At 70.5% G+C, this 15,520-nt stretch carries 14 protein-coding genes and 1 riboswitch; of the genes, 3 read left to right on the forward strand and 11 right to left on the reverse strand.

Annotated elements, in window-relative coordinates:
• Nucleotides 1–174: 174 nt before the first annotated feature.
• Nucleotides 175–1,095 carry an HNH endonuclease gene (locus LVQ62_RS12920; protein ID WP_233767814.1) on the reverse strand — a complete coding sequence of 307 codons (921 nt, stop codon included), beginning with the start codon at nt 1,093–1,095 and terminating at the stop codon, nt 175–177.
• Nucleotides 1,096–1,192: 97 nt separating this feature from the next.
• On the opposite strand from LVQ62_RS12920, the gene LVQ62_RS12925 reads away from it, so the two are divergent.
• The 3 genes from LVQ62_RS12925 (at nt 1,193) to LVQ62_RS12935 (ending at nt 6,736) form a co-directional block, all read left to right on the forward strand.
• Nucleotides 1,193–2,368: an exonuclease SbcCD subunit D gene (locus LVQ62_RS12925; protein ID WP_233762143.1), complete on the forward strand. Its 1,176-nt coding sequence runs from the start codon at nt 1,193–1,195 to the stop codon at nt 2,366–2,368.
• Entirely contained in the window at nt 2,365–5,454 is a 3,090-nt protein-coding gene (locus LVQ62_RS12930; protein ID WP_233762145.1) for an AAA family ATPase, read from the forward strand. Before LVQ62_RS12925 ends, LVQ62_RS12930 begins: the two co-directional genes overlap by 4 nt.
• Before the next feature lie 64 nt (nt 5,455–5,518).
• Nucleotides 5,519–6,736, forward strand: a complete 1,218-nt coding sequence (locus tag LVQ62_RS12935) for a pyridoxal phosphate-dependent aminotransferase (RefSeq protein ID WP_233762147.1) — start codon at nt 5,519–5,521, stop codon at nt 6,734–6,736.
• A gap of 70 nt (nt 6,737–6,806) precedes the next feature.
• On the opposite strand, the gene gcvP is transcribed toward LVQ62_RS12935, so the two are convergent.
• The 10 genes from gcvP to LVQ62_RS12985 form a co-directional block, all read right to left on the reverse strand.
• Nucleotides 6,807–9,701 (reverse strand): aminomethyl-transferring glycine dehydrogenase, encoded by a 2,895-nt coding sequence (gene gcvP / locus LVQ62_RS12940; protein WP_233762148.1) that lies wholly within the window; start codon nt 9,699–9,701, stop codon nt 6,807–6,809.
• Nucleotides 9,702–9,801: 100 nt separating this feature from the next.
• Nucleotides 9,802–9,899: riboswitch (glycine riboswitch) on the reverse strand.
• 51 nt (nt 9,900–9,950) lie between these two features.
• The gene (locus tag LVQ62_RS12945) at nt 9,951–10,556 is read right to left on the reverse strand and encodes a MerR family transcriptional regulator (protein WP_370639621.1); all 606 of its coding nucleotides are present in this window, start codon (nt 10,554–10,556) and stop codon (nt 9,951–9,953) included.
• Between the two features lie 210 nt (nt 10,557–10,766).
• On the reverse strand, nt 10,767–11,297 hold the full coding sequence (locus LVQ62_RS12950; protein ID WP_233762155.1) for a bifunctional nuclease family protein: 531 nt from the start codon (nt 11,295–11,297) through the stop codon (nt 10,767–10,769).
• Complete coding sequence (locus tag LVQ62_RS12955; RefSeq protein WP_233762157.1) at nt 11,294–11,995, reverse strand: MerR family transcriptional regulator; 702 nt, start codon at nt 11,993–11,995, stop codon at nt 11,294–11,296. The genes LVQ62_RS12950 and LVQ62_RS12955 overlap by 4 nt, the downstream gene beginning before the upstream one ends.
• Nucleotides 11,979–12,413, reverse strand: a complete 435-nt coding sequence (locus LVQ62_RS12960; protein ID WP_233762159.1) for an FHA domain-containing protein — start codon at nt 12,411–12,413, stop codon at nt 11,979–11,981. Before LVQ62_RS12960 ends, LVQ62_RS12955 begins: the two co-directional genes overlap by 17 nt.
• 78 nt (nt 12,414–12,491) lie before the next feature.
• Nucleotides 12,492–12,878: a glycine cleavage system protein GcvH gene (gcvH, locus tag LVQ62_RS12965; protein ID WP_179480571.1), complete on the reverse strand. Its 387-nt coding sequence runs from the start codon at nt 12,876–12,878 to the stop codon at nt 12,492–12,494.
• Between the two features lie 43 nt (nt 12,879–12,921).
• Nucleotides 12,922–13,665, reverse strand: a complete 744-nt coding sequence (locus tag LVQ62_RS12970; RefSeq protein WP_233762161.1) for a DUF881 domain-containing protein — start codon at nt 13,663–13,665, stop codon at nt 12,922–12,924.
• Nucleotides 13,662–13,994 carry a small basic family protein gene (locus LVQ62_RS12975; RefSeq protein WP_233762163.1) on the reverse strand — a complete coding sequence of 111 codons (333 nt, stop codon included), beginning with the start codon at nt 13,992–13,994 and terminating at the stop codon, nt 13,662–13,664. The genes LVQ62_RS12970 and LVQ62_RS12975 overlap by 4 nt, the downstream gene beginning before the upstream one ends.
• The gene (locus LVQ62_RS12980; protein WP_233762165.1) at nt 13,991–14,884 is read right to left on the reverse strand and encodes a DUF881 domain-containing protein; all 894 of its coding nucleotides are present in this window, start codon (nt 14,882–14,884) and stop codon (nt 13,991–13,993) included. Before LVQ62_RS12980 ends, LVQ62_RS12975 begins: the two co-directional genes overlap by 4 nt.
• Nucleotides 14,881–15,516 (reverse strand): CDP-alcohol phosphatidyltransferase family protein, encoded by a 636-nt coding sequence (locus LVQ62_RS12985; RefSeq protein ID WP_233762167.1) that lies wholly within the window; start codon nt 15,514–15,516, stop codon nt 14,881–14,883. The genes LVQ62_RS12980 and LVQ62_RS12985 overlap by 4 nt, the downstream gene beginning before the upstream one ends.
• Between the last annotated feature and the right edge of the window lie 4 nt (nt 15,517–15,520).

The raw sequence follows: 15,520 nt of genomic DNA on the forward strand, positions 1-15,520 counted from the left end.
CGACCTGGTCGTAGCACCGACCACGATTCGCGGCCGCACCCGATGCGCCGGACGTCCTTCCCGGGTCGCAGGTTGTCGGCCTGGCGGCCATTTTCCTACGCCACCCGGCCCTCCGACGGTGGGTTGTCGGCCCTGCGGTCACTTTCCTGCGCCGCGCTTGGTCGGTTCCTGCCACTAGCCAGTGCCGCCCGCGGTGAAGTGCTCCCATGTCTGCGCGAGCAGGTCACGATCGGGACGTTCGCGACCAATCTCGGGAAGCACCATCAGAGGCTGATCGTGCCGGCTCTTCAAGCCGTGCTCGAGCATCGGCCCGTCGATCTCATCCAAGAGGTCATGGCGGATCTGCACGACGTAATCCGGCCGGATGCCGAGGATGCGACGGTCGTACGCCGCATGATGGATCCGGCACAAAGCAAGCCCGTTGGTCACCGATGCGATCCCGCCCTCCGTCGAGTCCGGAACAATGTGGGCGGCGTCTAGCAACTCGCCGTGTCGCAGCGAGCACACGGCACATCGCGTTCCATAGGCGCGCATCACCGTTGCCCGGAAGACAGGCTGGTGTAGCCGCACTTTCGTCTCCTGCAGGACGTACCGGCGCAGCGCAGCCTCGACGAGAGAGTCTGGATCGGCGGATGCTAGTTCCGGCTCGTATCCCACGACGAATTGATGTTGCTCGACTTCTTCCGCCACGAGGTACACCGGGTACATCGGCTGGTGTTGACCTCGGCCTACCCCGAAGAACCAGATCAGAGGAAGTCGTTGGTCCATTGCACGCCGTAGCGCGACGTTCTCTGGGTGCTGCGACTCGGTCCCGCGCCACTTGTAACGCAGCCGCCCATCCAGTCCAGTCAGGTCGTCGTACGGTTTCGGTCGACCGGGCGGGGTGTAAACGGTTCGGATCGAGAGGGCCGCGTCGAGCACAGCAGGCTTTCGGATGCCCCGTTGACGGTCGATCAGGGCGAGCCGCTCTCCATCGAACCGGAAATCTGCGAGGTCTTCACCCGACAAGGGCAAAGAACCATCGTGCGTTCGAGCACTGAGCCAGGCCATTGCTTCATGCCGCAGACGCATGTCGCGCTCGGTTGACCAATGCATCACGGACTCACCCTGGCAGACCGTTGCCCATGGCAACGCCGCCACACGCCGGGGCAAATGCGCAGGCCTGTCGGAGGTGGCTCCTAGCCTTCGGAACGTGCGCATCATCCACACCTCCGACTGGCACCTGGGCCGCTCCTTCCACGGTGCCGGGCTGCTCGATGCGCAGGTGGCCTACCTCGACCACCTGGTCGACGTGGTGCGCCAGGAGAAGGTCGGCGCGGTGCTGGTGTCCGGTGACATCTATGACCGCGCGCTGCCCGCCCCAGCGACCGTTGCGGCGCTTGATGAGGCCGTGGTGCGGCTGCTCGACGCCGGTGCGCAGGTCGTGCTCTCCAGCGGCAACCACGACTCCGCGACGCGACTCGGTTTCGGGTCGCGGGTGCTGGAGCGTGCGGGCCTGCACATCCGCACCTCCCTGGACGGGATCGGCAGGCCGGTCGACCTCGGCGGCGCGGCGGTCTACCCGCTCCCCTACCTCGAACCGTCCGTGGTGGCCCCCGCGCTGGACGCCGCGCCCACGCACGCCGGCGTGCTGCGCGCCGCGATGACCCGGGTGCGCGCGGACGCCGCAAGCCGACCGACCCCGACGATCGTCATGGCGCACGCCTTCGTCACCGGAGCCACCACCAGCGATTCCGAGCGCGACATCGCCGTCGGCGGGGTCGCCGCGGTGCCGCGCGCTGTCTTCGCGGGCATGACGTATGCCGCGCTGGGCCACATCCACCGGCCGATGGAGCTGGCCGACGGCGTGCGTTACAGCGGGTCACCGGTGGCGATGTCCTTCTCCGAGGCGGGTCAGGTGAAGTCCTCGGTGCTGCTCGACCTGCAGGACGGGCAGGTGCGCACCGAGCTGATCGAGGCTCCGGTACACCGACCGATCGCCCGGTTGCGCGGCGTGCTGGCCGATCTGCTCGCCGACCCGGCCCTCACCCAGCACGAAGACGCGTGGTGCGAGGTCGTCCTCACGGACCCGATGCGACCGCCCGCGGCCATGGAGCAGGTACGCCGCCGGTTCCCGCACACCCTCACGCTCGGGTTCGCCCAGGCCGCGACCCCCATCGACCGCCGCAGCTACGCGGAGCGGGTCGACGGCCGCGACGACCTGGACCTCTGCTGCGACTTCACCGAGCACGTACGCGGCGGGGTAGCCGCCACCGACGCCGAGCGCGCCGTCTGGGCCGCGGCGTTCGAGCGCGGCCGCGCCGCCCGCGACGCCGGGGCCGACGAGGGCGCCGCCCGGGCCACGTCGGGCGACCGGGGCGTCGCATGAGGCTGCACCTGCTGGAGCTGCAGGCGTTCGGACCCTTCGCCGGCCTCGAGCGGGTCGACTTCGACGCGCTGGACGCGGCAGGGCTCTACCTCATCCACGGCGCCACCGGCGCCGGCAAGACCTCGATCCTCGACGCGGTCTCCTACGCCGTCTACGGCGCCCTTCCCGGCGGCCGCACCGGGCATCGCGAGACCATCCGCAGCGACCACGCCGATCCGAGCGTCCCGTCGCACGTGCAGATCGAATTCACCGCCGCCGGCGAGCGATTGCGGATCCGCCGCAGTCCGGAGTGGGACGCTCCCAAGAAGCGCGGCACCGGCACCACCCGACGCCCCGCCACCGTCCTGCTGGAAGTGCTGCACGGCAGCGAGTGGGTCGCGCAGAGCACCCGGATGGACGAGGCGGCCGAGATCGTCACCGACCACCTCGGCCTGGGACTGGAGCAGTTCGCCCAGGTGGTGCTGCTCCCCCAGGGCGAGTTCGCGACCTTCCTGCGCGCGAAGCCCGAGGACCGTGGGGCGCTGCTCGGCCGGCTCTTCGACATCGAGCGCTTCACCGCGGCGCAGGACTGGCTCGCCGAGCGCCGGCGCGAGCTGAACACGCAGGTCCGCGAGACCGCCACGGCCCTCGCCCATCAGGCCGACCGACTCGTCGACCTGCTCGCGGAGCTGGACCTGCCGGCACCGCACGACCAGCCGCAGACCGCTGACGCGCCCGAAGTCACCGCGCTCCACGCAACGGTCGTGGACTGCCGCCGGCTGGCCGCCGACCACGCGACCCGCGCCCTCGTCGACGCAGACGACGCGGACCGGCAGCGCGACATCGCCCGAGATGCCTTGCAGCAGGCCGATCGGCTCGTGGGACTGCAGCAGCAGGCCCGCGCGGCCCGCGCGGTGTTGCAGGCGTACGCGGCGCGTGAGGACGAGCGTTGCGCACAGCGGGAGGCGGTGCGGGCGTCTCGCCGCGCAGCCGTCGTCCGGCCGGTCGCCGCGCGGCGCCGGGAAGCAGTCGCGACCCTCGACGCGGCCTCCTCGCGCCTCGAAGCCTCCGTCGCGCAGGCGCGTGCGCTCGTGGGCCCCACCCACTCGCTCGACTCGGCGCGGGACCGGTCCGCGCTGGCCTGTGCGATCGCCGACGGCGGTCGAGCACTCACGGGTCTACGCGATCTGGAGTCTCAAGCGGCCGCCGAGGCGAGGAGCGTCGGTCATCAGGGCGATGAGGCGTCCGCGACCGCCGAGCAGTTGGCGGCGGTGGTGGCCCACCTCGATCAGTTGCGTGATCGGGTCGAGCGGATCGAGGCCGAACTGGCCGGCGCCGCGGATCCCGGTCCGGACGCCGTCAGCGCCGCCGAGCGGGTCGTCGAATCGATCAGGACGGCGCAGTCCGCCCACGAGTCCTTGGAGCGTTCACTCAATGTCGTCGGGGCGGCCCGCGAGCACACCGCGAAGGTCACGCCGATCTACGTCGCCGCGGAGGAGCAGGTGCTCGAGCTGCGACGCCGACGGCTGGCGGGCATGGTCGGCGAGATCGGCGGCGAGCTGCGACCCGGATGCCCCTGTCCTGTCTGTGGATCCGAGCAGCACCCGGCACCGGCGATGCCCGTCGACGACGCGGTGACCGCAGCCGACGTCGAGCGCGCGGAGGCTGACGCCGAAGCAGCACGGACGATCCACGCGGACGCACAGACCGCGCTGGCCATCGCCCAGGGCCGCCACGAGGACTGCGTCACGGCCCACCGCCTCGCCCTGGCGGCCATCCCCGGGTGGGCTGCAGAGGAGGCGGCCCCCGACGCCGACGCCCTCCGTGAGCTCCTGTCCGTCGCCCGGCGCGCGGTCGCCGCTGCGATCTCGGTACGGGATCACCGGCAGACGCTGACGAAGCTGCTCGCGGAGTCCGCCGCCGCGACGTCCGAGGCGCAGGAAGCACACGCCCGGGCACAGGCCGGTCACGCGGCGGCGGTGTCGCGCCTGGCCGAGACCCGCGAGCGACTCTCCGACATCGAGCGGCGCATGGCCGACCGCCGCGGCCGGCATGCGCAGGAGTGCTGGTGCGACCTCGTCGACCAGGGCGACCCGCTGAAGCGCCATCAGGAGCTGGAGCGGGCGGGCGAGACGTTGCAGGCCGCCGACCAGACCTGGCGAGCCGCGCAGGACGACGACCGCAAGGCGGCCGGTGACCTGTCCGAGATCCTCACCGCGCAGGACTTTCCCGATCTGCCGCACGCCGTCGAGGCACTCCTGACCGCCGATCGGGTGGAGCACCTCGAGCAGACGGTGGCGACGGAGCGCGCGGCCTACGACCGGGCGGTCGGGGTGCTGGACCAGCCGAACGTCGCCGACGCCGAGACGGCGCCCGCTCCGGATCTGCCCGCCCTGGAGGAGGCGGCACAGTCGGCCGAGCATCGGCGTACGACGACCGCGCAGGCCGTGTCCACCGCCGACCGTGCCGTGCGCGACCTGGACAGCATCGCGGCGGCGGTGCGCGAGCTGGCGCAACGATCCCGGCCCGCGCTCGAGGAGCTCGCGGTCCTCGGCCCGTTGGCCGACACGGCCGCCGGCCACGGCGACAACCTGCTGCGGATGCGCCTGACGTCCTATGTGCTGGCCGCCCGGCTGGAGCTGGTGACAGCCCTCGCCAACGATCACCTGAAGGTGATGTCCGACGGTCGCTTCACCCTGGAACACAGCGACGAGCTGGCGCGAGGCGGTGCCCGCAGCGGCCTCGGCCTGCGGGTGCTCGATGCCTGGACCGGTCGCGCCCGCGACACCGCGAGCCTGTCCGGCGGTGAGGCGTTCACCGCTTCCCTCGCCCTGGCCCTCGGGCTCGGCGACGCCGTGCTCCACGACTCCGGCGGCCGCCCGCTCGGCACGCTGTTCGTCGACGAGGGCTTCGGATCCCTTGACGAGGAGACTCTTGACCAGGTGATGGAAGTGCTCGACGGGCTGCGGGCCGGCGGACGCAGTGTCGGCATCGTCAGTCACGTCGGCGAGCTGCGAGCGAGGATCCGCAGCCGCGTACAGGTCCGCAAGACCGAGAGCGGGTCCCACATCGAGGTCATCCCCGCCGCGCAGGACGCGGTCGCGTAACGACACACGCGCCACGCGCGGCGGTGCCCCTGCCGGGCGTTCACGCTGTGCGAGGCTGTCCGCCGTGCGTGAGATCAAGCAGTCGGCGAAGCTTCAACATGTCCGGTACGACGTGCGCGGACCGATCCTCGTCGAGGCCGAACGCCTCGAGGCCGAGGGGCACTCGATCCTCAAGCTGAACATCGGCAACCCCGCCCCGTTCGGCTTCGAGGCGCCCGACGCGATCCAGCGGGACGTCGTGCACCACCTACACAAGAGCCAGGGCTACAGCGACTCCCGAGGCATCTTCTCCGCACGTACGGCGGTGGCGAACTACTACCAGGGCAACGGCCTGACGGGTGTCGAGGTCGACGACGTCTTCATCGGAAACGGGGTCAGTGAGCTGATCTCCCTGGTGCTGCAGGCGTTCGTCGACGACGGCAACGAGATCCTCATCCCGGCGCCGGACTATCCCCTGTGGACCGGGGCGGTCACGCTGGCGGGGGGCACGCCGGTGCACTATCGCTGCGACGAGGCCAACGGCTGGAATCCCGACCTGGACGACATCGAGTCGCGGATCACCCCGAACACGCACGCCCTCGTGCTCATCAACCCCAACAACCCCACCGGTGCGGTCTACAGCGAGGAGATCGTCCGAGGGTTCGTGGACATCGCCCGGCGCCACGAACTGGTCCTGATGTGCGACGAGATCTACGAGAAGATCCTCTTCGACGGCGCGGTCCACCACCACGCCGCGACGTTCGCCGGCGACGACGTGCTCTGCCTGACCTTCAGCGGGCTCTCGAAGGCCTACCGGGTGTGCGGCTACCGCTCCGGGTGGCTGGCGATCACCGGACCACGACACCTGGCGGCCGACTTCCTCGAAGGCCTCACGCTGCTGGCCAACATGCGGATGTGCGCCAACGTGCCCGCCCAGCACGCCATCCAGACCGCCCTCGGCGGATACCAGTCCATCGACGAGCTCATCATGCCCGGCGGGCGGTTCTACGAGCAGTCGATGCTCGCGTGGCGGCTGCTCAACGAGATCCCGGGCGTGAGCTGCGTCAAGCCCGAGGGCGCGCTCTACTGCTTCCCGCGGCTGGACCCGCAGATCTACCCGATACAGGACGACCAGGCGTTCGTCATCGACCTGCTGCGAGCCGAGAAGATCCTGGTCACCCATGGGACGGGCTTCAACTGGATCGCGCCGGATCACTTCCGCCTGGTCACGCTGCCGGACGTCGACACGCTCACCGAGGCGATCGGCCGGATCAGCAGATACCTCAGCACGATTCGCGTATAACTCACGCTTCCCGCACACGGTTGTCAGCGGATTCCTGGCGGACACGCCAGGAATCCGCTGACATTCGCGCTCAGTCCTCGAACGCCTCCGGCGAGGGGCACGAGCAGATGAGGTGCCGGTCGCCGTACGCGCCGTCGATGCGCCGCACGGGTGCCCAGTACTTGCGCATCGGGTCCACGCCCGCGGGGTAGACCGCCTCGGCGCGGGAGTACGGGTGCTCCCAGTCCTGGGTCAGCGACTGTGCGGTGTGCGGCGCGTGCCGCAGCGCGCTGTCCGCGGCGGGTACGGCGCCGTCCTCGACCTGCTGGATCTCGGCACGGATGGCGATCATCGCCTCGCAGAACCGGTCGAGTTCCTCCAGGCTCTCGCTCTCGGTCGGCTCGACCATCAGCGTGCCCGCCACCGGGAAGGACATGGTCGGCGAGTGGAAGCCGTAGTCCACCAGGCGCTTCGCGACATCGTCCACCGTGATCCCCGACGACTTGGTGAGGCCGCGCAGATCGAGGATGCACTCGTGGGCGACCAGGCCGTCCTCGCCGGAGTAGAGCACCGGGTAGGAGTCGCGCAACCGCGCCGCGACGTAGTTGGCCGACAGGATCGCGGTGCGCGTCGCGTCGGTCAGACCCTGCCCGCCCATCAGGCGGACGTAGGCCCACGAGATCGGCAGGATCGACGCCGAGCCGTACGGCGCGGCCGAGATCGGGCCCACACCCGTCTTCGGACCGGCCTCCTCGGCGAACGGGTGGTTGGGCAGGTACGGCGCCAGGTGGGAGCGGACAGCGACCGGCCCCACGCCGGGGCCGCCACCGCCGTGCGGGATGCAGAAGGTCTTGTGCAGGTTCAGGTGCGACACGTCGCCTCCGAAGCTGCCCGGCTCGGCGATCCCGATGAGCGCGTTGAGGTTCGCACCGTCGACGTAGACCTGGCCGCCGGCCTCGTGCACCAGCTCGCACAGCTCGGTGATGGTGTCCTCGTAGACACCGTGCGTCGAGGGGTAGGTGACCATCACCGCGGCCAGCGTGTCGCCATGCTGGGCGATCTTGGCCCGCAGGTCGTCCAGATCGACCTCGCCGGTCGGGGCGGTCTTGACCACCACGACCTTGAGGCCCGCCATCACCGCACTGGCGGCGTTGGTGCCGTGCGCGGACGCCGGGATGAGGCACACCCGCCGGTCATTGTCGCCTCTCGCCTGGTGATACGCGTGGATCGCGAGCAGACCCGCGAGCTCGCCCTGCGAGCCGGCGTTCGGCTGCAGGGACACCGAGTCGTAGCCGGTGATCGTGGCCAGCCAGCTCTCGAGGTCGGCGACGATCGAGCGGATGCCCTCGGTCTGGTCGGCGGGCGCGAACGGGTGCAGGTTCGCGAACTCCGGCCAGGTGATCGCCTCCATCTCGGTGGTGGCGTTGAGCTTCATGGTGCACGAGCCGAGCGGGATCATCCCGCGGTCCAGGGCGTAGTCGCGGTCGGCGAGGGTGCGCAGGTAGCGCAGCATCGCCGTCTCGCTCTGGTGGCTGTGGAACACCGGGTGGGTGAGGATCTCGTCGGTACGCCGCATCGCGTCGGCCCAGTCGGGCTCCCCCGCCGACGCGGCCGCATACTGCGGTGCCGACGCGCCGAATGCCGTTGCGACCGCGGCGAGGTCGTCGGCCGTGGTGGTCTCGTCGACGCTCAGGCAGACCGTGGCGGCATCGACCCGCCACAGGTTCACGCCCTGCTCGAGGGCCGCGGTGCGAACGTCGTCGGCGCGCCCGGGCACGGTCACGGTCAACGTGTCGAAGAAGTCATCGTCGGCGACCTGTGCGCCCGCATCGCGCAACGACGCGGCCAGGGCGGTGGCCTTCGCGTGCACCTCGCGGGCGATCCGGATCAGACCCTGGGGGCCGTGCCAGACGGCGTACATCGAGGCCATCACCGCGAGCAGCACCTGGGCGGTGCAGATGTTCGACGTCGCCTTCTCGCGGCGGATGTGCTGCTCCCGGGTCTGCAGCGCCAGTCGGTACGCCGGGTTGCCGGCCGCGTCGACGCTCACGCCGACCAGGCGGCCCGGCATCGTGCGCTCCAGTCCGGCGCGCACGCTCATGTAGCCCGCGTGCGGTCCGCCGAAGCCCATCGGCACGCCGAAGCGCTGGGTCGTGCCGACGGCCACGTCGGCCCCCCAAGTGCCGGGCGCGGTCAGCAGCGTCAACGCGAGCAGGTCGGCAGCGGCCGTGACCAGGGCGCCGGCCTCGTGGGCAGCCTGCGTCAGCGCGGTCCAGTCCACGATGCGACCCGACGCGTCCGGGTACTGCATGACGACACCGAAGACGTCGCGGTCTCCCGCGGCCTGCCGCAGGGAGGCCGCGTCGTCGACACCACGCAGATCCGCCACGACGAGCTCGATGCCGAGCGGCACGGCACGCGTGCGGGTGACGGCGATGGACTGCGGCATGACGTGCTGGTCGACCAGCAGGACCGCGTCGGCGGACGCCTTGCTGCCCCGGCGCATCAACGTCATGGCCTCGGCGACGGCCGTGGCCTCGTCGAGCAGCGACGCACCGGCCGTCTGCAGGCCGGTCAGGTCGCGTACGACGGTCTGGAAGTTGAGCAGCGCCTCGAGCCGGCCCTGGGAGATCTCCGGCTGGTAGGGCGTGTACGCCGTGTACCAGGCGGGGTTCTCCAGGATGTTGCGGCGGATCACCGCAGGAGTGTGGGTGCCGTAGTAGCCGAGGCCGATCATGCTGGTGCGCACCGAGTTGCGCGCCGCGATCGCGCGCAGCTCCTCGATGACCGCGGGTTCGGACGGTGCGGCCTGGAGCTCGAGCGGGTGGTCCGCGCGGATCCGGCCGGGGACGGCGGCGTCCAGAAGGGCCTCGAGGCTGGGCTGGTCGACGGCCTTCAGCATCACCGCGACGTCGTCCTCGGTGGGCGCGACGTGTCGGCGGACGAAGTCGGGGGCGGGCGCGTCGTGCTGGGTGGGGGTGCTCATGGCGTTCCTCGCAGAGGGCAGGCGGCGGTCGGTCGCCTCCCCTTCTGTCAGCTCGTCCCGGCCGGACTTGGACCGTACGGGGACATGCCTTCAGAGATGCCTCGACCGGGCGGTCCGGGAGCCTGAGAGGTTCTGGGGAGAATTGCCCCTTCGGCGTCCTCGCACAGGATCGTGCAAGTTCTCTCCCGCCGGCGTCGCGAGCGTGCTCAAGATTACTACGCGGGCGGGTGGACTCCTACCGCGGCCGGATCAACCGGCGTGGCGGGCCTGGCGACGCTGACGCAACTCGTCGCCGGGGTGTACGGCGGGCTCCGGCTCCTCCGGCCGCTCGCTCGGCAGCTCGCTGAGCGTGCCCTCGACCTCGCGCCACACCGAGCCGAGCGCGATACCGAACACGCCCTGCCCGCCGCGCATCAGGTCGATGACCTCCTCATCGGAGGTGCATTCGTAGACGCTCGCGCCATCGGACATCAAGGTGATCCCGGCGAGGTCGGACACGCCCCGGGCCCGCAGGGTGCTGACCGCGATCCGGATCTGCTGCAGAGAGACACCGGTGTCCAGGAGTCGCTTGACGACCTTGAGCACGAGGATGTCGCGGAAGCTGTAGAGCCGCTGGTGGCCCGAACCCGAGGGATTGCGCACCGACGGCTCGAGCAGCCCCGTGCGCGCCCAGTAGTCCAACTGCCGGTAGGTGACGCCGGCCGCGTTGCATGCCGCCGGACCGCGGTAGCCGACCGTCTCGGTGTCGGACGCGTCACCCGGATGCGCGAACAGCGCGCCCTGTAGCGGCTGAGCGCCGCGGGTCCCGTCCTGCAGTACCGACGCAGCATCGCCTGTCGTGCCTGTTGCAGCCACGGTCGACCTCCAGTTTCCGGGGTCCTACCGACCCGCGTGAGCAACCCGTCGAACGAGCCGCTGTTCCTGCATTCTACGGCCGCAGAGGCGTTGCGGAGGGCCCGCGAACCACTGAAACCGTGCTCGCAACGTAAGGCGCGCTGCAGGCAGGGTCAACGACCGGCGGGGTCTAATTTCGGCGTGTCGCGGCACTTCGCGCAACAGTAACCCTCAAGTCGAGGATGAAGGTCTGTCCTCGGGCCCGTCTTCTGGGGCTTCACCAGGTCCTTCGCCCTGGGACGTCTCGAAATCCTCGGCCGACACGTTGTCGAGGAACTCGCGGAATTTCTCGACCTCGTCGTCCTCTTCGACCGGCACGGACACGCCGACCTCGTCGAAGATCTCGTCCGCGACGTAGATCGACACCCCGGCACGCAAGGCGATGGCGATCGCGTCGGAGGAGCGGGCGCTGATGGTGGTGTCACCGTCGACGACCAGCTCGGCGTAGAAGATGCTGTCCTCCATCCGGGTCACCACGACGTGCTCCAGGGTGTGACCGAGGTCGGACAGGACGTTGACCAGCAGATCGTGCGTCAACGGACGCGGCGGCGCCACCCCTTGCTGCGCGTACGCGATCGCTGTCGCCTCCGGCGCGCCGATCCAGATCGGCACGTAGAGCTCGCCGTCCCTCTCGCGCAACAGGACGATCGGCTTGTTGGTCGGCATCTCGACTCGCACACCCATGACATCGACCCGTCTCATGGGTGCAACGCTACCTGCGCGCGCAGCAACGCGAGATGCAGTGCCAGGCACTCGCCCACGACCTGCTCGCTCTCGGTGCCCCGACCGCCGCGGCCGCGCAGTTGCGCGACCATCGCGGCCTCTCGTTCCGCGGCCAGCCGGAAGGTACGCAGGTGCCGGGCGCCGAGTCCGCGCGCCATCAGTGCGGCGGCGCTGCGGGCGACGACCAGAGCCTGCCGGTCGAAGTATCCGGCGTCCGGGGTGATCAGACCGAAGCCCGCCAGGTCGCGCACCTGCGCCTCGTTCAACCCCGATCCGCGCGCCACCTCCGCGAGGGTCAGTCGCAACGGCGGCTCGGCGCGCTCCTCCTCTGGCGGTGACGGCGGCGTGCTGAGCGCGGGGTCGCCGGCCGGTGGCGGCGGGACGGGCCGCGCGTCCAGGCCCTGTGCTGGCTGCAAGCCGCGGTCGTAGGCGTCCAGCGCCTCCCGGATGACCTTCAGCGGCCAGAAGCGGTCGCGCTGCGCGGTGAGAACGAATCGAAGACGGTCCAGGTCGGCGTTGCTGTACCGGCGGTAGCCTGACGGTGAACGGCCCGGGCTGACGAGACCTTCAGCATCCAGGAAGCGGACCTTGGAGATCGTCAGGTCGGGGAAGTCCTCGCGCAGCAGCGCGAGGACCGCACCGACGGTGTGGCTGCCGCCCTCAGGAGCCGGCGGCACCGTAGTAGACCAGGCGGAACTTGCCGATCTGGACCTCGGTGCCGGTCTTCAGCGGTGCCGAGTCGGTGATCTGGCCGTTGACGTAGGTGCCGTTGAGCGAGCCGACGTCCTGCACGGTGTAACCCTGGCCGGTGCGCCGGAAGATGGCGTGCCGGCGCGAGACGGTGACGTCGTCCAGGAAGATGTCGCTGTCGGGGTGACGCCCCGAACTGACCTCGTCGGCATCGAGCAGGAATCGGGCGCCCGAGCCCGGCCCACGCTGGGAGATCAGCAGCGCCGTCCCGGGACGCAGCGCGTCGACGGTCGCCTGGTCGGCGCTGGAGAGGCCGACCTCGCTCGGGAGTACGGCGTCAGCCGGCTGGACTCCTGCTGCGGGGATACGTGCGGTGGTGTCACCGGACGCCGGCTGCTCGGTCATTGCGTCACCCTATGTGATCGTTGTAACGGGGTCGGTGAGGCGGGCCGTGCCGAAGCAGGCCCGGTGGAAGTGCTCGGTTCAGCCCAGCGACGCGGTGTACGCGTCGGCGTCCTTCAGGGCGGCGACCGCCGATGCGTCGGCGACGCGCAACTCGAACATCCAACCCTCGCCGTACGGGTCGGAGTTGATCAACTCCGGTGTGCTGTCGAGGCTTTCGTTGACCGCGGTGACTTCGCCGTCCAGCGGGGCGTAGAGGTCGCTGACGGACTTGGTCGACTCGACCTCGCCGCACGAGTCACCGGAGGTGAGCTGGTCGCCGACCGCCGGGAGGCTGACGTACACCACATCGCCGAGCGCGTCCTGCGCGAAGGCCGTGATGCCGATCCGCACCACGTCGTCCTGCTCTCGCACCCACTCGTGATCCTCGGTGTAGCGCAGGTCGGCGGGGTACTCCAGCTGGGACATGGGGCTCCTCGGGTAAAGGCGTGCAGTGCGTCGGCGCGGCCGGTCAGCCGGTCGACGTGGTGGTGTCGGGGTGAGCGTACTGATCGCCGCTTCCGGCCCGCAACGCGCTCACCGAGACTGTGGTGGAACTGGTCACCGAGGCGGTGGCGCCCAGCTGTCGCAGGGTGCTCACGACGCCGCCGGGGATGGCCATCGCGGTGGACATGGTGTGCGGGTCGCCGATGGCGAGCAGCACGTACGGCGCGCTGATGGAGGTCCCGTCGACCTGCAGCCGGTTGTCGCTGCCGGTGGAGAAGTAGGAGCTGGCCACGACGCGCACCGAGTTGACCTGGATGGCCTCGGCGCCGGCGTCCCGCAGCTCCTCGACCGCGTCCAGGAGGTTGGCCGACTGCACCCCGGCCTTGGGGTCCGCGACGGTGATCCGGATGCCCGGCCCCGTGGCGGGCAGGGTGCCGGCCAGGATGCCGAGCTGGGTCAAGCGCTGCTGCGCCGCCTTCAGGGCGGCCTGGTCCCCGGTGCTGCCGCGCAGCTGGTCCCGGGTGTAGGTGAGGGTGTCGCTCTCGTGGCCGAGGCGCACGGCCTGCTGCGCCTCGCCGTCCAGGAGTGCGACCAGGTCGTCCTGGGACAGGTTGTCCAGGCCCGAGGAGCGGTTCTGGTGCACCTGGGTGACCATCGCGAAGCCGAGGGCGGCGGCGAGTACGGCGGCCAGGGCGTTGGCCTTCGTCGCGCGCGGGCGGCCCATCCTGGCCAGGGTGCGCCAGCCGGACTCGCGCGTCGGCTCGCTCATGCGTGGAAGAGGTGCCGGCGGATGGCGGCGACGTTGGAGAAGATCCGCAGACCCAGCACGACCACGACGGCGGTCGACAGCTGGGACCCGACGCCGAGCTGGTCACCCATGAAGACGATCAGGGCGGCCACCACGACGTTCGACAGGAACGACACCACGAAGACCTTGTCGCTGAAGATGCCGTCGAGCATCGCGCGCACCGCACCGAAGACGGCGTCCAGCGCCGCGATGACCGCCACCGGGAGATACGGCTGGAGCCACAGCGGCACGTCCGGGTGCAGGAAGAGGCCGAGGAGGAGACCGCCGACGAGCCCGAGTGCCGGGATCACTGAGCCGCCTTCGCGTAGCGCAGGTCTGCCACGACGGCGGCGGGCAGCTTGAGCGAGCTGTCCGAGCGCAGGCTGGTGCGGATGCCGTACCCGGTCGCCAGGCCGTGCAGGTAGACCCCACCCTCGGAGTCCTCGAAGGCGGTGCGCAACGACGGCGGTCCGATCGCCGAGACGATGTACGGCGGCTGCAGAGGCTGGAAGTTGACGAGAATCGCCTCCCCGGCGGATCGAATGGCGCTCTGGGCGGTGAGGCGCTGACCGTTGATCGCGATGGCTTCGGCGCCACCCTGCCACATGCCGTCGACGACCAGCTGCAGGTCTGCCGACGCCACCTGGCCCTCGGCCGAGGTGGTGTCACTGCCCTGCTGGTGGCGCGGATCGACGCCCGCGCCCGCACTGCCGCTCGGTGCATTGTCGACGCTGAGGACGACTCCCGGGCCGTGCACGGCGACCAGGCCGGTGCTCGCGCCGAGCGCGTTCAGCTGTGCGGCGGTGCTCGCTCCGTTGTTCCTCGCGAGCGCCTTGTTCTGCAGGGTCGAGATCTCGCCCCGCAGGCCGGTGATCTGCCGGGAACTCGCGGCGATGTCGCCCTGCTCCTGGTGGATGCGCGAGATCAGCGAGGCGCGTTGCCGGTCCTGGTGCGTGCGGGGCACCCGCAGCGCGGACACCGCGGTGGCCAGGGCGAATCCGAGCAGGATCACCACGGCGATGAGGATCGGCGAACGGTGCCCGCTCGAGGCAGCGTCCCGAGAGCCCCCCGCAGCCGCGCGGCGGTCGGCCTCCTGGCGGTACGCCGGGTCCAGGGGGTTCTTCATCAGCTCGGTGATGAGCGACATCGAAGCGGCCGGGTCGCGAGGCGGTGCCTGCGCCCGGTCGGTGGCACCGCTCATCGTGCGTCCACCGGCGCACGGGTCCGGCCCGGCCGGTTGCGCACCATCTGACGCACGTGCTCGGCGTACATCACGCCCGCGACCCAGTACAGGCCGGTCCCCCACCACACGAACGCCCACCCGATGGGCAGGGCGACGGTGCCGACCACCCCGTGCTGCTGGCCGAGCAGCACCAGCGGGAACGCGTAGATGAGGTTGAACGTCGCCGCCTTGCCGATGAAGTGCACCGGCGGGATCGGCAGGTGGTGGATCTGCAGGATGGGCCCCAGGGCGAGCACGAAGACCTCGCGTAGGACGAGCAGCGCCACCAGCCACCAGGGAATGATGTGCCGCCAGGCTAGTCCGAGCAGGGTGGACAGGATGTAGAGCCGGTCCGCCGTGGGGTCGAGCAGCTGACCCAGGCGGGAGACCAACCCGTACGCGCGGGCGATCTTGCCGTCGAGGTAGTCGGTGACACCGGAGAGCACCAGCACCAGCAGCGCCCAGAGGTCGTGTCGCTGCAGGATGAGCACCAGGAAGATGGGCACGCCGACCAGACGGGCGGTCGACAGCATGTTGGGCACCGTCACGATGCGGTGGCTGACGGGCTGCGGCGTCTGCTCCGCTTGACCTGCCGCACCCGTGTCCTGCACAGCG

The sequence above is a fragment of the Allobranchiibius sp. GilTou73 genome (genome assembly GCF_021391335.1).
Taxonomy (GTDB): domain Bacteria; phylum Actinomycetota; class Actinomycetes; order Actinomycetales; family Dermatophilaceae; genus Allobranchiibius; species Allobranchiibius huperziae.